The organism is Zhongshania sp. R06B22 (assembly GCF_040892595.1).
Lineage (GTDB): Bacteria > Pseudomonadota > Gammaproteobacteria > Pseudomonadales > Spongiibacteraceae > Spongiibacter > Spongiibacter arctica.
In genome coordinates, this window is record NZ_JBFRYB010000001.1 from 1,267,732 (window position 1) to 1,286,486 (window position 18,755).

General features: G+C 50.3%; 16 protein-coding genes. 12 read left to right on the forward strand and 4 right to left on the reverse strand.

Translation table 11 applies throughout. The features are described 5' to 3' along the window. Nucleotides 1-18 precede the first annotated feature (18 nt). The 12 genes from murD (at nucleotide 19) to mutT (ending at nucleotide 14,975) form a co-directional block, all read left to right on the forward strand. On the forward strand, nucleotides 19-1,374 hold the full coding sequence (gene murD / locus AB4875_RS05800) for a UDP-N-acetylmuramoyl-L-alanine--D-glutamate ligase (RefSeq protein WP_368375102.1): 1,356 nt from the start codon (nucleotides 19-21) through the stop codon (nucleotides 1,372-1,374). Continuing rightward, on the forward strand, nucleotides 1,371-2,510 hold the full coding sequence (gene ftsW / locus AB4875_RS05805) for a putative lipid II flippase FtsW (protein ID WP_368375103.1): 1,140 nt from the start codon (nucleotides 1,371-1,373) through the stop codon (nucleotides 2,508-2,510). The genes murD and ftsW overlap by 4 nt, the downstream gene beginning before the upstream one ends. Beyond that, on the forward strand, nucleotides 2,500-3,585 hold the full coding sequence (gene murG, locus AB4875_RS05810) for an undecaprenyldiphospho-muramoylpentapeptide beta-N-acetylglucosaminyltransferase (RefSeq protein ID WP_368375104.1): 1,086 nt from the start codon (nucleotides 2,500-2,502) through the stop codon (nucleotides 3,583-3,585). Before ftsW ends, murG begins: the two co-directional genes overlap by 11 nt. Next, nucleotides 3,575-4,993 (forward strand): UDP-N-acetylmuramate--L-alanine ligase, encoded by a 1,419-nt coding sequence (murC, locus tag AB4875_RS05815; RefSeq protein WP_368375105.1) that lies wholly within the window; start codon nucleotides 3,575-3,577, stop codon nucleotides 4,991-4,993. Before murG ends, murC begins: the two co-directional genes overlap by 11 nt. Before the next feature lie 9 nt (nucleotides 4,994-5,002). Continuing rightward, a complete protein-coding gene (locus tag AB4875_RS05820; protein ID WP_368375106.1) occupies nucleotides 5,003-5,950 on the forward strand; it encodes a D-alanine--D-alanine ligase in 948 nt (315 codons plus the stop codon). Next, complete coding sequence (locus AB4875_RS05825) at nucleotides 5,950-6,732, forward strand: cell division protein FtsQ/DivIB (RefSeq protein ID WP_368375107.1); 783 nt, start codon at nucleotides 5,950-5,952, stop codon at nucleotides 6,730-6,732. The genes AB4875_RS05820 and AB4875_RS05825 overlap by 1 nt, the downstream gene beginning before the upstream one ends. A gap of 66 nt (nucleotides 6,733-6,798) precedes the next feature. Then, a complete protein-coding gene (gene ftsA, locus AB4875_RS05830) occupies nucleotides 6,799-8,028 on the forward strand; it encodes a cell division protein FtsA (protein WP_368375108.1) in 1,230 nt (409 codons plus the stop codon). Nucleotides 8,029-8,085: 57 nt separating this feature from the next. Further along, nucleotides 8,086-9,243: a cell division protein FtsZ gene (ftsZ, locus tag AB4875_RS05835; RefSeq protein ID WP_368375109.1), complete on the forward strand. Its 1,158-nt coding sequence runs from the start codon at nucleotides 8,086-8,088 to the stop codon at nucleotides 9,241-9,243. A 110-nt stretch (nucleotides 9,244-9,353) separates the two neighbouring features. Beyond that, a complete protein-coding gene (gene lpxC / locus AB4875_RS05840; protein WP_368375110.1) occupies nucleotides 9,354-10,265 on the forward strand; it encodes a UDP-3-O-acyl-N-acetylglucosamine deacetylase in 912 nt (303 codons plus the stop codon). 337 nt (nucleotides 10,266-10,602) lie between these two features. Next, nucleotides 10,603-13,341, forward strand: a complete 2,739-nt coding sequence (gene secA / locus AB4875_RS05845) for a preprotein translocase subunit SecA (RefSeq protein ID WP_368375111.1) — start codon at nucleotides 10,603-10,605, stop codon at nucleotides 13,339-13,341. A 13-nt stretch (nucleotides 13,342-13,354) separates the two neighbouring features. Beyond that, nucleotides 13,355-14,575: a bifunctional glutamate N-acetyltransferase/amino-acid acetyltransferase ArgJ gene (gene argJ, locus AB4875_RS05850; RefSeq protein WP_368375112.1), complete on the forward strand. Its 1,221-nt coding sequence runs from the start codon at nucleotides 13,355-13,357 to the stop codon at nucleotides 14,573-14,575. Next, nucleotides 14,556-14,975, forward strand: a complete 420-nt coding sequence (gene mutT / locus AB4875_RS05855; protein WP_368375113.1) for an 8-oxo-dGTP diphosphatase MutT — start codon at nucleotides 14,556-14,558, stop codon at nucleotides 14,973-14,975. Before argJ ends, mutT begins: the two co-directional genes overlap by 20 nt. Nucleotides 14,976-15,730: 755 nt before the next feature. Here the strand turns inward: mutT and AB4875_RS05860 are convergent. From AB4875_RS05860 to AB4875_RS05875, 4 genes are all read right to left on the reverse strand, one after another. Next, nucleotides 15,731-15,937: a DNA gyrase inhibitor YacG gene (locus AB4875_RS05860; protein ID WP_368375114.1), complete on the reverse strand. Its 207-nt coding sequence runs from the start codon at nucleotides 15,935-15,937 to the stop codon at nucleotides 15,731-15,733. Next, entirely contained in the window at nucleotides 15,934-16,542 is a 609-nt protein-coding gene (gene coaE / locus AB4875_RS05865) for a dephospho-CoA kinase (RefSeq protein ID WP_368375115.1), read from the reverse strand. The genes AB4875_RS05860 and coaE overlap by 4 nt, the downstream gene beginning before the upstream one ends. Before the next feature lie 40 nt (nucleotides 16,543-16,582). Continuing rightward, on the reverse strand, nucleotides 16,583-17,470 hold the full coding sequence (locus AB4875_RS05870) for a prepilin peptidase (RefSeq protein WP_368375116.1): 888 nt from the start codon (nucleotides 17,468-17,470) through the stop codon (nucleotides 16,583-16,585). A 70-nt stretch (nucleotides 17,471-17,540) separates the two neighbouring features. Further along, complete coding sequence (locus AB4875_RS05875) at nucleotides 17,541-18,755, reverse strand: type II secretion system F family protein (RefSeq protein ID WP_368375117.1); 1,215 nt, start codon at nucleotides 18,753-18,755, stop codon at nucleotides 17,541-17,543.

The following is an 18,755-nucleotide window of genomic DNA, read 5'->3' on the forward strand; positions in this document are numbered from 1 at the left end:
TACGGGGTTGATGCGGGAATGAGTTTGATTGCATCCGACAATGGACGAGTTGTTATTGGTTTGGGAAAAACCGGGCTTTCTGTCGCCCGCTATTTCTCTAACCAAGGCATGTCGTTTGCGGTTGCAGATAGTCGCCAAATACCCCCTGGTTTAGAGCAGTTTCGCCGCGAGTTTCCGCATATTAAACTCAGCTTGGGCGCCTTTAATACTGAGCAGTTTTTGTCTGCCACTGAGTTAGTAGTCAGCCCCGGTATTTCTCTGGCGGAGCCGGCCATTGCGGCAGCTAAAGCGCAAGGCGTTGTTATATCGGGTGATATCGAATGGTTCTGTCGAGAGGCTAAAGCGCCGATAGTCGCTATTACTGGCTCGAATGGCAAGAGTACTGTGACCACCTTAGTGGGCGAGATGGCGGCTTATCAGGGGCGCCGGGTAGCAGTGGGCGGTAATTTAGGTACCCCAGCCTTAGATTTGTTAAGCGATGATGTTGATCTGTATGTGGTTGAGTTGTCGTCTTTTCAGTTAGAACGTTGTGATTCGGTGGGCGCTGAAGTCGCGACTGTATTGAATCTGAGTGAAGATCATCTGGATCGTCATGGCAGCTTACTTAAGTACCACCAGGCCAAACATCAGATCTTCAAAGAGTGCAGGCAAGTCGTTATCAATCGCGACGATGCCTTGAGCACACCACTGGTACCTGACGGTGTTGTTCGGTGGAGTTTCGGTCTTGGTCGTTCTGATTTTCGTACTTTCGGCATTGTTGAGCAGGATGGCGAGCAGTATTTGGCCTTGGCGCGCGAGGCTTTACTGCCAGTGGCGGCGATGAAAATTGCCGGCTCACATAATATTAGCAATGCCCTAGCTGCCCTGGCGTTGGGTAGCGCAGTTGGTTTAGCGATGCCGGCAATGTTAACAGCTTTGTGCGATTTTAAAGGCCTAGCGCACCGCTGTGAATTTGTTGTTGAGCACCAAGGTGTTCGATATTACAACGACTCTAAAGGTACCAATGTGGGTGCAGCGGTATCTGCACTGCGCGGTTTAGCGAGCGCCGGTAAGGTCGTACTCATTGCCGGTGGCGTGGGCAAAGGTGCAGATTTCACACCATTAATAAATACCCTTGCAGAGTCGGCACGCGCCGCGGTATTCATTGGTGAGATGGCGCCAACACTGACTGAAATGCTGGGTGAGCGAATCCCAGCAACGACCAGTGACAGTATGTCCTCTGCAGTAAAAGCGGCATCTACGTATGCACTGCCGGGGGATATTGTATTGCTATCGCCGGCCTGCGCTAGCTTTGATATGTTTAGCGATTATGAGCATCGCGGTCGCCAGTTCAGCGAAGCTGTAATGTCTTTAGCGGGGGGTGCTTTAGCATGACCTACCTACGAGATAGCTTTGCTGAGATACAAAAATTTGATCGCCATTTGCAGCTGATTTTAGCCGCATTATTAGTAGTCGGGTTTGTCGCCATGACCTCGGCCTCGGTCGAGCATGCGGCGAGTCGCTACGACGATGCGTTTTATTTTGCCAAACGCTATTTATTCCATTTTAGTTTGGCCTCGGTTGCTAGCATTGTGATGTACCTCACCCCGATTGATGTGTGGGAGCGCAGTGGTTGGTTGTTGCTGTTACTGGGCTTTGTGGTGCTTACCTTGGTACTCATTCCGGGTGTTGGCCGTGAGGTGAATGGCAGTCGGCGGTGGATCGCGCTCGGTCCATTGACTCTGCAAGCTTCTGAATTTGTAAAGCTGTGTGTCATTTTCTATCTCGCCGGGTACTTGGTGCGTCGCAATGATGAGGTCCGTCAAAGTTGGTCGGGCTTTGTCAAACCAATGGCCCTACTATTTGCGGTGACATTATTGCTCATGCTTGAGCCCGATTTTGGCGCAACAGTAGTGACTGCGGGCACTGCCTTTGTGATGATATTTCTTGGCGGCGTCAAGCTTGGTCAGTTTTTATTGGTGATTCTAAGCTGCGTTGCCGGCGCGGTCGCCATGGTTATTTTTGAGCCCTATCGAATGAAGCGCTTAACAGCGTTCACCGATCCCTGGGCCGACCAGTTCAATACTGGATACCAGTTAACTCAGTCGCTGATCGCCTTTGGGCGTGGTCAGGTTAGTGGCGTTGGCTTGGGTAACAGTGTACAGAAATTATTTTATTTACCCGAAGCCCATACCGACTTTGTCTTTGCGATCTTCGCTGAGGAATTTGGTTTTCTGGGCAGCATGCTAATACTCGGCCTGTTTGTCGCTTTGATTGGGCGAATATTATTTATTGGCCGCTATGCAGAGTCCATGGGCAAGCAGTTTCACGCTTACGTCGCATACGGTATTGCCGTCATGATCAGTGGTCAGGCATTTATCAATATGGGTGTAAATGCCGGCCTATTGCCAACCAAGGGTTTGACCTTGCCGTTTATGAGTTATGGCGGCAGTAGTTTAATTGTGTGTATGGCCATGGTCGCATTGGTGGCAAGAATCGAACTGGAATGTCGGAGGCAAGATGGCCGCTGAACGAACGGTATTGATGATGGCCGGCGGTACTGGCGGACACGTTTTTCCGGCGCTGGCTGTGGCTAATGCGCTGGCGGAGCGGGGTGTAGCTGTTCATTGGCTAGGTACGGCTGCGGGTATCGAGGCCCGCTTAGTACCTGCTGCCGGCTTGCCTCTGCACTGCTTGGATATGTCGGGAGTGCGTGGCAAAAATCCGGTTTTTCGGTTGCTGGCAATTTTCAAAGCTGGATTGGCCGTGCTTCATAGCATGCGCCTCATACTCAAATTAAAACCTTTCTGCGTGGTGGGTATGGGCGGATATGCGTCTGGCCCCGGTGGTTTGGCAGCTAAATTACTGGGCGTGCCAGTGGTGATTCAAGAACAGAATGCTGTGGCGGGAACAACCAATCGCCTGTTGGCAAAAGTGGCAAGGCTGTGTCTTACCGGCTATCCCATTGCGCTGGGTGGTGACAAAAATCGCTATATAGGCAACCCGGTGCGGCGTGAAATTTCGGCCCTCGACGCGCCTGCCGCGCGCTGGGCTGAGCGCACTGATGAGTTACGCGTATTGGTGCTGGGCGGCAGTCTCGGCGCAAAGCCAATCAATGATGTGGTGATTGCGGCGTGGCAGAAATTCCCAGTAGCCGATCGGCCTTTGTTATGGCATCAAACTGGACGCGACCATGAGTCTGCGGTGCAAGCGGCATACTCCGAAGCGGGCGTAAATGTATTGGCGGAAGCTTTTATAGACGATATGGCGGCGGCATATAGCTGGGCGGATATTGTTATATGTCGTGCCGGTGCACTGACTGTAGCTGAGTTGGCTGCAGCTGGCGTGCCTGCAATATTAATACCGCTACCACATGCGATTGATGATCATCAGCGCGCGAACGCTAAATGGTTTGTGGATGGCGGTGCTGGTGAAATTATCGATCAAAAAGAATTTACAGCGCCAGCCTTGGTTGCTTGGTTGCAAAGCTCAAAAGCACAGCGGGAGACATTATTGGGCTATGCGGAAGCGGCGAGACGGCTCGCAAAAATAGATGCCGCCGATGTGGCCGCAGATTACTGCATGGAGTTTGCTCATGAGTCCTAAGCATCCCTTTGTAGTCCCCGAAATGCGTCGTGTAAAACGCATTCATTTTGTGGGTATTGGTGGTGCCGGCATGTGTGGTATTGCGGAGGTGCTATTAAATCTTGGCTACGTTATTTCTGGCTCAGATCTAAAGGCGTCGACAAGTACCGCGCGGCTGCAACAGTTGGGCGCCCGAGTTGCGTTTGGTCACCGCGGCGAAAATATTGGTGACTCCGATGTAGTGGTGGTGTCCAGTGCCATTAATGATGCCAATCCTGAAATTATTGCCGCAAGACAAGGTCGCGTGCCGATAGTGCGTCGGGCCGAAATGCTGGCTGAGTTAATGCGTTATCGTCATGGGATCGCGGTTGCGGGTACCCATGGTAAAACCACCACAACTAGTTTGATTACGTCGATTTTTGCCGAAGCCGGTTTAGATCCTACGTTTGTTATTGGCGGACTAGTAAACAGTGCCGGCACCAATGCCGCGCTGGGAGAAAGTCGCTATTTAGTTGCAGAGGCAGATGAAAGCGATGCCTCATTTTTACATTTACAGCCGATGGTGTCGGTTGTAACAAATATTGAAGCCGATCACATGGCCACATATGACGGCGATTTTAACAAATTGAAACGGACGTTTATCGAGTTTCTCCACAATCTGCCGTTCTACGGTATTGCGGTGGTGTGTATTGATGATGACGTGGTGCGCGAGCTAATGCCTGATATTGGTCGGCCTACCCTGACCTACGGTTTTAGCGACGACGCCGATTTTCGTATTCATTCATTAGAGAAGCGGGGCATGCAAAGTCGCTTTTCTGTTAGTCGTCGCGATGGCAGCGAGTTGGCTCTGTGTATTCATCAACCCGGTGTTCACAATGTGTTAAACGCTACCGCAGCGGTTGCGGTAGCCACCGATGAAGGCTTGTCGGACAGCGCGATTTGCGCCGGTATTACTAATTTCCAAGGTGTGGGTCGTCGTTTCCAGCGTTATGGCGAGCTTGCAGTGGACGGTGGCCAATTCATGTTGGTGGATGATTATGGCCATCACCCAACTGAGGTGGCAGCGACGATCTCGGCCGCGCGACAGGCGTGGCCAGACCGCCGTCTAGTGATGCTGTATCAGCCCCATCGCTATAGTAGAACCAAAGATTTGTACGAGGATTTTGTGCGGGTGTTATCGACCGTAGATAGTTTGCTGTTGCTCGACGTCTACCCTGCTGGGGAAGCGCCAATTGCGGGTGCTGACAGTCGCAGTTTGTGTCGCAGTATTCGTTTGCAGGGCGCGTTTGAGCCGGTATTTGTGGAGAGTACGGACGCCGCGTTCGAGCTCCTAAAAACACGACTTCGTCCTGGTGATGTACTACTTACTCAGGGCGCAGGAAATATAGGCGCCTTGGCGCAGCAATTGTCAGTTCAGGATTGGGTGTAGGCACTACTAATGAGCGATATGACGGTAGCAAGTATTAATCAGGCCATTGGCGGCAAATTGGCCGTGTTGTTTGGTGGGCGCTCTGCTGAACGCGAGGTTTCATTAAAAAGTGGCGCGGCAGTAGCGGCTGCGTTTACCAGCCAAGGTGTTGCTGTTGAGACTATTGATGTAGCTGATGATGGCTGGATGCAGTATTTGCAGGCGGAGTTCAGCAATGTGTTTATCGCCTTGCACGGTCCCGGTGGAGAAGACGGCACAGTGCAGGGCGCGCTTGATTGTTTAGGCGTGAAATATACCGGCAGTGGCGTGATGGCTTCGGCATTGGCGATGGATAAGTTCCGCTGCAAATTGTTGTGGTTGGGGATGGGGCTGTCTACCCCTAAATTTATTGAATTGACGGCGGCCAGCGATTGGGCGGCGATCATTGCAGACCTTGGGGCGGTGATTGTTAAGCCGGCCTGTGAAGGTTCTAGTATTGGTATGTCGCGGGCAGCGACAGCAGAAGAGTTGCACAGCGCATGGCAAGATGCGCAAGCCTACGGCCGGGTATTTGCTGAGCAGTGGGTGGTAGGCAGTGAATATACTGTCGCGATCTTAAATGGGGTGGCGCTGCCGGCGATCAAGCTCGAAACCGACGCCGCATTTTATGATTTTAATGCCAAGTATGTATCGGATGAGACTCGCTACCTGTGCCCTTGCGGTTTAAGTACACCGGAAGAATTGGAGCTGAGCGAGCTGGCATTGGCGGCGTTTAATAGCTTGGGTTGCGAGGGCTGGGGACGTGTCGATGTGATGCGCGACAGCGATGGCCGCTTTTATCTACTGGAAGTGAATACCGTGCCGGGTATGACGGATCACAGCTTAGTGCCGATGGCGGCCAAGCAAGCAGGCTTAAATTTTGAGCAGCTGGTGCTGGCAATATTGGCGGGCAGTATCGGTGAAGGTACAGCCGGCTAATGAAGCGGGTAAGCGCCAAGCATAACCGCTTTAAGCGTAGTAAACCGGAGCGCAGTGAGCGCCAGCCGGTATCGCGGGAATGGGGGCGTATTTTTAATCGTCTTCTGTTGGTGGCTGCGGTGATGGGCTTTGTATATGGAGTGGAGCGGCTGGGTAGCCAGTTGGAATCTATTCCCGTTGACAGGGTGGTGTTTGCTGGAGATTTTCGCCACGTCAGCCGTGAGGTTCTGGTTGATAGAGTTACTAGCCACTTGGCAGTAGGTTATATCGGTTTGGATCTGGAGAGTATCCAGAGCGAACTGGAGCAGGAGCCTTGGGTATATCGCGCGATTGTGGAGCGGGTTTGGCCTAGGGAGTTAAAAATTACGATTGTTGAGGAAACGCCAATAGCGGTATGGGGTAACGGCGGTTTACTTAATCATCGCGGTAAGATTTTTTTGCCAGCGAAAGAGTTACGTAGCGATGCAAGCTTACCCTTGCTGACGGGCCCAGACGGCGGCGCGATTGAAATTATGCGCCAGTATCGTTTGATGAGTCAGCTACTGGGTGATGAGAACTTGGTTTTGCAGCGCTTGCAAATGAATGACCGCGGTGGGTGGATCGCTACCTTAAATGGCGGCGCGGTGCTGGTACTTGGACGGCAGGAGCCGCTGGAGAAACTGCGTCGCTTTATGTGGGTTTACAAGCAGCAATTGGCGGCAGACTTTGAGCAGGTAAGGCGGGTAGACACACGCTATATAAATGGTTTGGCAGTGTCGTGGCATCAGTTGGAAGGTAGTTAAAGACAATGGCTAAAGTAAGTGCGTTGCCGGTGCGGAACGGATCGCTAAATAGGGAGAAGCAAAGCAATGGCTAGTTCACATGCAAGCCGGATGATCGTCGGTCTGGATATTGGCACCTCGAAAGTGGTGGCTATCGTTGGATCGATGAACGAAGACGGCAAGCTGGAAATTGTCGGCATTGGTTCGCATCCGTCGCGAGGTTTGAAGAAGGGCGTAGTGGTTAATATTGAATCCACTGTGCATTCCATTCAACGCGCGATCGAAGAAGCGGAGCTGATGGCGGGATGCGAGATCCACAGCGTTTACGTGGGTATTGCCGGCAACCATATTCGCAGTTTGAATTCTCACGGCATTGTGGCGATTCGCGATCGCGAGGTATTCCAACTCGACCTTGATCGAGTTATCGATGCTGCGCAGGCCGTTGCGATTCCCGCTGATCAAAAAGTGCTGCATATCTTGCCCCAAGAATTTGTCATCGACGAGCAAGAGGGCATTAAGGAACCGCTTGGCATGTCCGGTGTGCGGCTTGAGGCCAAGGTGCATTTGGTTACTTGCGCAGTGAACGCCGTCCAGAACATCGAGAAATGTATTCGGCGCTGCGGCTTGGAAGTTGAAGACGTGATTCTGGAGCAATTGGCGTCAAGCTATGCGGTGTTGACCGAAGACGAAAAAGAGCTTGGCGTGTGTTTGGTGGATATCGGTGGTGGCACCACCGATATCGCCATTTTTACCGATGGGGCGATTCGTCATACCGGTGTTATTCCGATTGCTGGTGACCAGGTTACCAATGACATTGCCATGGCTTTGCGGACGCCAACCCAATACGCAGAAGAAATAAAGATTAAATATGCTTGTGCGCTGACTCAGTTAGCCGGAGAGGGCGAGATGATTAAAGTGCCCAGCGTGGGCGATCGCGCCCCGCGGGAGCTTTCTAGGCAAGCCTTGGCAGAAGTGGTTGAACCGCGCTATGACGAGTTATTTACCTTAATACAGGCAGAGCTCCGTCGTAGTGGCTACGAAGACTTATGTGCCGCCGGTATTGTTCTAACCGGTGGTACGTCAAAAATGGAAGGGGTTGTTGAGCTGGCTGAGGAGATCTTCCATATGCCAGTTCGTATCGGTGTTCCGCAGGATGCACGTGGATTAACCGATATTGTTCGCAATCCCATTTACGCTACGGGGGTGGGTTTGCTGCATTACGGCATTAAACATCAGGCGGAGCACGGTGGTCGCGGTCGCGTCCGCAGCGGTGGTTTCTTGGCGAATCTGAAACAGTGGATTCAAAATAATTTTTAACGAAGTGACAGGCGGTCGCGTTGGCAGCGCGATTGAATATGTAAAAGGGAGAAAACCATGTTTGAACTAGTAGATAACGTTCCTCAAAACGCAGTAATTAAAGTAGTGGGTGTTGGTGGCGGCGGCGGTAACGCTGTTAAGCACATGATTGCGTCAAACGTAGATGGGGTAGATTTTATCTGCGCCAACACCGATGCGCAGGCTTTAACCAATGTGTCCTCTAAAACCGTGTTGCAGTTGGGCACGACCATCACCAAGGGTTTAGGTGCGGGTGCAAACCCTGAAATCGGCCGTCAGTCGGCGATGGAAGATCGCGACCGTATTGCCGAAGCGCTGCAAGGTGCTGATATGGTGTTCATCACCGCGGGGATGGGTGGCGGCACAGGTACTGGCGCAGCGCCCGTTGTTGCGCAGGTGGCAAAAGAGCTGGGAATCTTGACCGTAGCGGTTGTTACTAAGCCATTTCCTTTTGAAGGCAAGAAACGGATGGCTGTCGCGCTGGAAGGCATGAAGGAACTGCGTCAGCACGTGGATTCGTTGATTACCATTCCGAACGAAAAGTTGCTGCCAGTTTTGGGTAAAAACACCAGTTTGCTCGATGCCTTTAAAGCGGCAAACGATGTATTGTTGGGTGCTGTTCAAGGCATTGCAGACCTTATTATTCGCCCAGGTATGATCAACGTCGATTTCGCCGATGTGCGCACTGTGATGTCTGAGATGGGTATGGCGATGATGGGTAGCGGCACCGCCACTGGCGAAAATCGTGCTCGTGAGGCTGCTGAAGCTGCAATTCGTAGTCCTTTGCTCGAAGATGTTAACTTGCAAGGGGCTCGCGGAATTTTGGTTAATATTACCGCAGGTCTAGATCTATCCCTAGGCGAGTTCAACGATGTCGGGGATACTATCGAGGAATTCGCTTCCGAGAACGCAACAGTCGTTGTCGGAACGGTAATTGATCCCGATATGGTTGATGAATTGCGGGTGACAGTGGTCGCAACCGGTCTTGACGGACTTGGACAAGAAACACCACTAAAAGTAGTTGAGTCTAGACCTGTAGAGGCGCGCTCAACCGACTATCGTACCCTTGATCGACCAACAGTAATGCGCAACAACCAACAAGCGGCGGTTGCGCGAGATGTGGCTCCGGCGCCAATGGCAGATAAAGACATGGAATACTTGGATATTCCTGCGTTTCTGCGGCGTCAAGCCGATTAACTAGCAGAAGCCGGTGCAGCACAGGGCGAGGTGTTAGCGATTTGTCGCTAGCACATGATAAGGTCGTCCCTGTATATGTAGTCATCCGGTCCACAGAGTGAGTGTGATACATGATTAAGCAACGTACCTTACGCAATACTATCCGTGCCACTGGAATAGGCTTGCATACAGGTGAAAAGGTCTACCTGACATTGAAGCCGGCACCGGTTGATTCTGGTGTTATCTTTCGTCGTACCGACTTAAATCCAGTTGTTGAAATCCACGCTCGTGCTGAAAATGTGGGTGATACCACGCTGTCGACCACGCTGATGAACGGCGACGTGCGAGTATCTACGGTTGAACATTTGCTGTCGGCAATGGCGGGTCTGGGTATTGATAATGCCTACGTCGAAGTCAGCTCCTCGGAAGTGCCTATAATGGATGGCAGTGCTGGGCCATTTGTATTCCTCATTCAATCTGCCGGGATTGAGGAGCAAAATGCGCCTAAGAAATTTATCCGTATAAAGCGTCCGGTGACGGTAAAAGATGGTGATAAAGTCGCGAGTTTCCTCCCTTTTGACGGCTTTAAAGTTTCTTTTACCATTGACTTCGACCACCCGGTTTTTAAAGACCGGACTGGTCATGCAGAGCTAGATTTTTCAAGTACCTCGTTTGTTAAAGAAGTCAGCCGCGCGAGAACCTTTGGATTTATGCACGAAATTGAATATTTGCGCTCCAAAGGCTTGGCGCAGGGCGGCAGTGTTGATAACGCGATCGTGGTTGATGAATACCGTATTCTTAACGAAGACGGGCTTCGTTACGAAGATGAGTTTGTTAAGCATAAAGTGTTGGATGCGATTGGCGATCTGTATTTATTGGGTACCAGTTTGATCGGTGAGTTTAGGGCCCATAAGTCAGGACATGGCCTTAATAACGCGTCTCTTCGCGCTCTTATTAAGGATACCGATGCTTGGGAGTGGGTAACGTTTGAAGACCCTGCTGACGCACCGATTAACTACATGGCGCCAGCCGCTGTAGCCTAGTGTATATCTCTGCCATGCTTGATCTCGCGTCAGCCTAAGCATGGTAATATTCTCTCATCTATGCGATATTGCGCCTCGGTGCAAGGGTATATTTATTTCCTACCTGCGGGTAATCAGTGCGAACTTTGGCGTAAATTCAAAAGAATATTACGTTAAAGCGGTCGTCATATTTTAATTCGGACAATGTAACTTGGTGCGGTTTTCGTGCGCTGTATAAATTCGATTCACTGCTTGGAATTCATTATCATCTCCAAGTAGAGTCACAATTAGAATTTTTGCAATGCACCAGAGCCATCAATGATAGGGACACGATCCCGGGAATAGTAACGAATTCATCATGATAACAGCAGTAGTAAGAAAAGTTTTTGGTAGTAAAAACGACCGCGAGCTTAAGCGGATGCGTAAAATGGTGGCCAAGGTCAACGCCCTTGAAGAGGGCTTGAGTGCACTAGATGACGCGGCGCTGGCGGCTAAGACCGGTGAGTTTAGGGAGCGCATAAGCGGCGGTGAAACCCTCGATCAGATACTGAGTGAAGCGTTTGCGGTGTGCCGTGAGGCTAGCCGTAGAGTGATGGGCATGCGCCACTTTGATGTGCAGCTTATCGGCGGCATCAGCTTACATGAAGGCACTATTGCGGAAATGCGCACGGGTGAAGGTAAAACGCTAGTGGCGACGCTTGCGGTTTATCTGAACGCTTTAGAAGGCAATGGTGTGTTTGTGGTCACAGTTAATGACTACCTGGCGCAGCGCGATGCCAATTGGATGCGACCACTCTATGAATTTCTAGGACTGACGGTCGGCGTTATCCGCTCCGGTCAGGAGTCGGAACAAAAGCGCGCGGCCTACGAGTCAGATATTACCTACGGTACTAATAACGAATTTGGTTTTGATTACCTGCGCGACAATATGGCGTTTGCGATCAGTGACCGCTTCCAGCGCAGCCTGAATTTTGCCATTATCGATGAAGTCGATTCTATCCTGATCGATGAGGCGCGGACGCCTCTGATTATTTCAGGTCCCGCTGAAGATAGCTCTAAGCTTTACAAGCAGATTAATCTCTTTATTCCCTCTTTAAAATTAGCTGAAGTGGATGAGGCCGGTAAGCCTACCGACGAAGGCCACTACACTATTGACGAAAAAATGCGTCAAGTTGAGTTGACAGAACACGGCCATCAGCTCGCTGAAGATATGCTGACCCAGGCTAAATTATTGGATGAAGGCGACAGCCTTTACTCTGCAGGTAATCTGAATTTACTACATCACGTCAATTCGGCCTTGCGCGCTCATGTTTTATTCCACAACAACGTGGAATACATTGTTCAGAACGATCAAGTTGTGCTGATTGATGAGCATACTGGTCGAACTATGGCCGGTCGTCGTTTGTCAGAAGGTTTACATCAGGCGATAGAAGCCAAAGAAGGTGTAACGGTTCAGGCCGAGAGCCAAACACTGGCATCAACCACGTTCCAGAATTATTTTCGTCAGTTCGAAAAACTAGCCGGTATGACGGGTACCGCCGATACTGAAGCATTCGAATTTCGCCAGATTTATGGCTTGGACGTGGTGGTTATCCCCACCAATAAACCAAGTGCGCGCAGAGACTCAAATGACTTGGTTTATTTGACCAAGGAAGAGAAATACGACGCGATTGTTGAAGATGTGAAAGGTGTCGTTGAAACCGGTGCGCCGATTTTGGTTGGTACTGCCTCAATCGAAACCTCTGAAGAAATGTCTCAGCGCTTTAAAGCGGCAGGTATTCAGCACAAGGTTCTCAACGCTAAATACCATGAGCAAGAAGCGGAAATTATCGCCCAAGCGGGTAGTCCGGGCGTTGTGACTATTGCAACTAATATGGCGGGCCGTGGTACGGATATCGTACTCGGTGGCAACGTCGATGTTGAGATTGCCAAGCTTGAAAATCCTTCTGACGCGATGATTAATGAGCTTCGCGAAGCTTGGAAAATCCGCCACGAGAAAGTGATGCAGGCTGGTGGGCTATTGATAATTGGTACTGAGCGCCATGAGTCACGTCGCATCGATAACCAGTTGCGTGGCCGAGCTGGTCGCCAAGGTGATCCCGGTGCTTCACGTTTTTATCTGTCTCTTGAAGATAGCTTGATGCGTATATTTGCCTCAGATCGTGTGCGTGGGATCATGCAGGCGCTGGGTTTAGAAAAGGGCGAGGCCATCGAGCACCGCATGGTATCGAATGCTATTGAAAAAGCGCAGCGCAAAGTTGAAGGTCGTAACTTTGATATGCGTAAGCAGCTGCTCGAATACGATGATGTCGCCAACGATCAGCGTCAGATCATCTATCAGCAGCGCAACGAGCTATTAGAAGTCGACGATATTAGCGATATGCTCAAAGCCATCCGAGCGGATGTGGTGAGCGATGTTGTTAACGAATACATACCACCGCAAACCTTGGAAGAGCAGTGGGATGTGAGCGGTCTTGTACGTCGTCTTGAAACTGAGTTTGAAGTCGTATTACCTATTCAGCAGTGGTTGGATGAAGACCGTTCTGTGAATGAGTCAGTTATTCACGAGCGCGTTTATAGCGCCGTTGATGAAGCCTATGAGGCCAAGTGTGCTTTGGTCGGCGCCGATATGCGTAAAATAGAGCGGCATATATTCCTGCAGGTATTGGATACGCTATGGAAAGAACATTTGGCAACCATGGATCACCTGCGCCACGGTATTCATTTGCGCGCTTTTGCGCAGAAGAATCCCAAGCAAGAATACAAGCGTGAAGCCTTCCAATTATTCCAAGATATGCTGGTATCGCTTAAGCATGATGTGGTTCGGTTCTTAGCGCATTTGCGTTTGCAGCAAGATGAAAGTGCTGAGGCCTTAGAGCAGCGACGTCGTGAAGAACAAGCCAAGCGGGCAATGGAGTTTCAACACGCAGAATCCAGCGGCTTAAGTTTTGATGACGAAGATGAAGCAGAACAACAGGCGCCGGTTACCGCCCAGCCTGAAACCTTTGTCCGCGAAACGCCTAAAGTGGGGCGTAACGAAGCTTGCCCTTGTGGCTCAGGTAAAAAATACAAGCAATGTCATGGTAAGTTAGACTAAGGAAGATACAAGCATGGCAGTAGGTTCGGGTGATTTAGGCACGCTACATATTGTTGACGGTGTGCGGATTGGCACAGCTAGTGCTGGTATTAAAAAGCCCGGACGTATTGATACCGTGGTGTTCGAGCTAACAGAAGGCAGTGCTGTTGCCGGTGTATTTACCCTCAACGCTTTTTGCGCTGCTCCGGTTACGCTCTCTAAAAAACACCTCGCCGCAGCGTCACCGCGTTATTTACTCATTAATACCGGTAATGCCAATGCGGGTACCGGTGCTATTGGCTTGGCCGATGCCGTGGCTTCATGTGTCGCACTTGCCACTGAAGTAAGTGTCACGCCCGAACAAGTGCTCCCGTTCTCCACTGGAGTTATTGGCGAGAAATTGCCAGTCGACAAATTAATTGCTGCACTACCCGCTTCGATAAAGTCTCTGTCAGCTGATGGCTGGGAGCGTGCAGCGAACGGTATTATGACTACCGATACTCGCCCGAAAGCGACCTCAAGACAGATTCAAATTGATGGTCGCACCATTACGGTTACTGGCATTTCTAAAGGCGCGGGCATGATCAAGCCCAATATGGCCACCATGTTGGGCTATGTCGCCACTGACGCTGCGATTGCACCAGATATGCTGCAGGGTATGTTAGATATTGCTGCCGACGCCTCGTTTAACCGCATTACTATCGATGGCGATACCTCAACCAATGATTCCTGTATTTTAGTTGCTACAGGGCGCGCTGGCGGGGATTTGTTGTCCGTGTCAGAAGGGCCGATTTTTGAAGCTTTGCAAGCCGTCTTTAATGAGGTCTTTCTAGAGCTGGCTCATGCGATTGTTCGGGACGGCGAGGGCGCCACCAAGTTTGTTGCTGTTGAAGTAGCGGGTGCTAAGGACGTTTCCGAAGCGCTTAAAGTTGCCTATGCGGTTGCTGAGTCACCCTTGGTGAAAACCGCGCTGTTCGCCAGTGACCCAAACTGGGGGCGTATACTGGCGGCTATTGGTCGTGCCGGTGTTGATGCTTTAGACGTATCTACGTTAACCGTTCACCTCGGTGATGTGCTGATTACTGAAAATGGTGGTCGCGCCGCTTCCTATACCGAAGCGGCAGGCGCCGCGGTAATGAAGCAGTCGGAAATAACTATTAGCATCAATCTCAATCGTGGTCAGCACAGTGAAACGGTGTGGACGACAGATTTTTCCTACGACTACGTTAAAATTAATGCCGAATACCGTAGCTAGTAAACGAGTTCATGTAGCGGTTGGCGTTATCTACAATCCCCAAGGCGAGATACTGATTGCCCGTCGCCACGACGACGCACATCAAGGTGGCTTATGGGAGTTCCCCGGTGGCAAGGTCGAAACCGGTGAGACGGTGTGTGACGCTTTGGCCCGCGAGCTGCACGAAGAGCTCGGCATTGTGGTTCACACGGCTAGCTGCACTCAATTGCTTGAAATACGTCACGACTACACTGACAAAGTGGTGTTACTTGATGTATGGAAAGTTCTGAAATTTGATGGTGAGGCTCTTGGTAAAGAGGGCCAGCCCCTGAAGTGGGTACAGCCGCAAGCCCTCCCTGAATATGACTTCCCCGCCGCTAACGTCGCAATTGTAGATGCAATATTAAAATTAGCTGATTGAGTATTTTTCTTGGCCGTCCTTGGCACGAACAGGTAGGGCGTGTTTTGGTTCACACCTCATATCCGACGCTGATTAAATGTTTTTCATTCCTGCGTCATACCCGACTCCAATAGGGCATCAATACAAACCCCCGTCATACCCGACCCCGATCGGGTATCCAAGTGAGCCTAGCAAATGTCTTTATATTAATTGGTGTGGCGCGGTTCAGAGCTCGAGGTCTGTGGATCCTCAATCGAGTTGAGGATGACAAACGTAGACCCGACCCCGATCGGGTATCCATGTGAGCGTAGCGAATGCCTTTATATTAGTTGGTGTGGCACGATTCGGAGCCCGAGGACTGTGGATCCTCAATCAAGTTGAGGATGACAAACGTAGTAATCCGTCATACCCGACCCCTATCGGGTATCGATATGAGCCAAGCGAATGCCTTTGATCTATTTGGTCTTGAGTAATTCAGAGCCTGAGGACTCTGGATCCTCAATCAAGTTAAGGATGACGGTTTGAGCCGTGATGACGAAGGATGGAAGAGTATTTATTCAAATCCTAGTCATTTATGGGTCAGGTCGAGTATCCATACCAACCACCGTCATACCCGACTCCGATCGGGTATCCATATGAGCGGAGCGAATGCCTTTGCTCACAGCGTACTCATAAGAACAAGCGCCGCCGAGAAACTAGTGTGGCCAAAAGAGAATGTTGTGAACGTGGGGTGTTTTTAGATAATTTTATATCAAGCTAAAGTCGCGCGAGGATCTCTAATAATTACCGTCTAAATCTTCGCTAAACACGTCCTCCAATGGTTGTCCGGGAATGGCGTGATCTTCGTTTGCCCATGCTACTAAATCATTATTCTTGCACCGCGCTGAGCAAAATGGTCGAAAGGTGTTTCGGCTGTCCCAAATAAGTTCTGTTCCGCAATTGGGGCAGGCGACGACGGGGGGCTTTTTGGCGATATTGCTCATTTGTACGTTCCTGCTAATGCTAAAAATTGCTGGTGTAGTCGGCTTACCTGCAGGTCGAGGTCGGCAAAGCCAGTGGTATTGTCGATGACATCTGTAGCGGCGGCCAACCTAGTCTCACGGCTTGCTTGGCTTGCCATAATACGCTCAACCTGGGCCTGTTCATTGTTGTCTCGCTCAATTGTTCGCGCTAATTGCAATGACTCTGGCACATCGACAACCACTAAGCGTTGGCATAGCGCTTCTTGCTTGGCTTCTACCAATAGCGGTGAAACATAAAGTGCGTAGGTGCTTTGTATCGCGCCCAGCTGATCGATTGTTTGCTTGGCAATCAGCGGATGAAGCAGGGATTCTAGCCAAGCCTTAGCGTTTGTATCGGCAAAAATAGTTTGCCGCAGAGCCGCTCGGTCGAGCTGGCCATCGGTTTGAATGACGCCCTTGCCAAAATGCGCGGCAATGCTTGCCAGCGCCTCAGTACCTGGTTCTACCACTTCTCGTGAAATAACATCAGCGTCAACAATGCCAATACCTAGTTTCGCGAAGCGATCAGAGACAGCGGTTTTACCACTGCCAATACCGCCCGTTAAGCCCACAATAAAACTACTCATTTGTCGTTTCAATCATCTTTGTATTTCAGTTTGGCAATGGCTAGCGAAAGCCTGCAAAGCCAAGGTAGGTGTCGATAATAGTGTCCCCCCAGAATACAGCAATCCAGCCTGCACCCGCTAGGTAGGGACCAAATGGCATTGGGGTTGATGTTGAGTTCCGCCTCGCGGCTAAAATAAGCCCACCACAGACGGCGCCCACGACTGAGGATAGCAAAATAATCAGCGGTACATACTGCCATCCTAACCATGCCCCAAGGGCCGCTAGTAATTTAAAGTCGCCATAGCCCATGCCTTCCTTGCCGGTGACAATCTTAAATAGCCAGAATACGCTCCATAAAATCATATAGCCCGCCATCGCTCCCCACAGGGCGTCGGTGATCGGAATATGGCCGAAAATACTGTGATAAAGAAGGCCTATCCAAAGTAAAGGTAGGGTAATTTGATCTGGCAGCAATTGATGGTCGATATCGATAACGGTCAGAATCAGTAGCATCCAGCTAAATAAGACAATCGCGAAAGCATAGGGCGTAACCCCAAATACCAATAATGGAAAAATACTTATGAGCGCGGTAATGACTTCTATTACTGGGTAGCGCGGGCTGATTTTGATATCGCAACTGGCACAGCGCCCACGTAACAGCAGGTAGCTAATAACGGGAATATTTTGCCATATCTTTATCGGCGCCTGGCAAGATGGGCAGTGGGAGTTGGGTATCGCTAGGTTGAAGGCCGCGGGCTCTGGACCTTGCGGATCTGCAGAGGTGTCGTCGCTTAGTAAGTACTCACATTCTTGTCGCCAGCTGGCTTCCATCATTTTGGGAAGGCGATATATAACGACATTGAAAAAACTGCCGATAAGCAACCCCAAGATACCTGTTAATCCGATGACAAGCGTAGGAATGCCTGCAAGGGTGTCAAACAACGTCATAAAAACACTCAGCAATGGGAGGCCTAATCGAGAGCCAGGATTTTAATGTGTGATCCGCTTGTGGCTTGTTTTACATTGCAGAGCCGAGCATAAAGATTGGCAAATACATAGCAATCATTAGGCCGCCAACAAGGACGCCAAGAACCGACATTATTAATGGTTCAAGTAAGGCGGTAAGCGTATCTACTGCATTGTCTACCGCTTCTTCGTAATGGGTGGCGACCTTATCTAGCATCTCATCCAGTGAGCCTGATTCCTCACCGATAGACACCATCTGCAGTAACATATTTGGAAAAATATTAGTGAAGCGGATCGAAGAGTACAGGGTCTGACCGGTAGTTACATCGTCTCTTATTTGAATGATGGCCTTACGATATACGGCGTTGCCGGCGGCACCTGATACAGAGTTCAGCGCGTCTACCAAAGGGACGCCGGCACCAAAAGTTGTAGCTAGCGTTCTAGAGAAACGTGCAATTACCGAGTTAAAGATGATGTCGCCAATAATGGGGATTTTCAAGGTGATTTTATCGACCCAATCTGAAAAAGGCTGAGATTTCTCGCGGGCTTTTTTGAATGCGAAACCAGCGACAACAGTAAGGCCTAATACAATAAACCAGTTTCTTTGTGTCCATTCAGAGAGCGCGACCACCATCTTAGTAAATGCAGGCAGGTCAGAGCCAAAGCTTTCAAATGTCACGGCAAAGGTGGGTACTACCTTGATTAACAGAATAGCCGTTACGATAACGGCCACCACCATAACCGCGATGGGATACGTTAATGCTTTCTTGATTTTTGCTTTCAGTGCCTCTGTTTTTTCTTTATAGGTTGCAACGCGGTCAAGCATAACCTCGAGGGTACCGGACTGCTCACCCGATGCGATTAAACTACAGAATAGATCGTCAAAATATTTGGGATGCTTGGCACACGCTGCTGCAAAGCCGCCACCTGAGGCGACTTCATTTTTTATATCCACGACGAGTTCTTGCATAGTCTCGTTTTCAACACCCTCTGCTACGATGTCAAAACTTTGCACTAGCGGAACACCCGCTTTGAGCATGGTGGCCATTTGCCGAGTGAAAATGGCAATATCTGCGGGCTTAATCGCCTTTTTACTACTGAACAGTGGCTTTGGCTTACGTTTCACATTTTTAGCGGCAATACCCTGCTTACGAAGGTGCGCTTTTACCAGCGCACTCGATGCTGCGCTGAGCTCTCCGCGGGTTTTACGGCCTTGCTTATCTACGCCTTGCCAAACAAAAACCTGTGTTTTGGATGTTGTAGCCAT

Coding starts and splice junctions, on each gene's coding strand:
- murD (WP_368375102.1), top strand. CDS start 19: ATGAGTTTGATTGCATCCGACAATGGACGAGTTGTTATTGGTTTGGGA.
- AB4875_RS05870 (WP_368375116.1), bottom strand. CDS start 17,470: ATGACGTTGTTTGACACCCTTGCAGGCATTCCTACGCTTGTCATCGGA.
- coaE (WP_368375115.1), bottom strand. CDS start 16,542: ATGAGTAGTTTTATTGTGGGCTTAACGGGCGGTATTGGCAGTGGTAAA.
- AB4875_RS05860 (WP_368375114.1), bottom strand. CDS start 15,937: ATGAGCAATATCGCCAAAAAGCCCCCCGTCGTCGCCTGCCCCAATTGC.
- ftsZ (WP_368375109.1), top strand. CDS start 8,086: ATGTTTGAACTAGTAGATAACGTTCCTCAAAACGCAGTAATTAAAGTA.
- ftsW (WP_368375103.1), top strand. CDS start 1,371: ATGACCTACCTACGAGATAGCTTTGCTGAGATACAAAAATTTGATCGC.
- argJ (WP_368375112.1), top strand. CDS start 13,355: ATGGCAGTAGGTTCGGGTGATTTAGGCACGCTACATATTGTTGACGGT.
- secA (WP_368375111.1), top strand. CDS start 10,603: ATGATAACAGCAGTAGTAAGAAAAGTTTTTGGTAGTAAAAACGACCGC.
- AB4875_RS05820 (WP_368375106.1), top strand. CDS start 5,003: ATGAGCGATATGACGGTAGCAAGTATTAATCAGGCCATTGGCGGCAAA.
- murG (WP_368375104.1), top strand. CDS start 2,500: ATGGCCGCTGAACGAACGGTATTGATGATGGCCGGCGGTACTGGCGGA.
- ftsA (WP_368375108.1), top strand. CDS start 6,799: ATGGCTAGTTCACATGCAAGCCGGATGATCGTCGGTCTGGATATTGGC.
- AB4875_RS05875 (WP_368375117.1), bottom strand. CDS start 18,755: ATGGCTACAACATCCAAAACACAGGTTTTTGTTTGGCAAGGCGTAGAT.
- mutT (WP_368375113.1), top strand. CDS start 14,556: ATGCCGAATACCGTAGCTAGTAAACGAGTTCATGTAGCGGTTGGCGTT.
- murC (WP_368375105.1), top strand. CDS start 3,575: ATGAGTCCTAAGCATCCCTTTGTAGTCCCCGAAATGCGTCGTGTAAAA.
- AB4875_RS05825 (WP_368375107.1), top strand. CDS start 5,950: ATGAAGCGGGTAAGCGCCAAGCATAACCGCTTTAAGCGTAGTAAACCG.
- lpxC (WP_368375110.1), top strand. CDS start 9,354: ATGATTAAGCAACGTACCTTACGCAATACTATCCGTGCCACTGGAATA.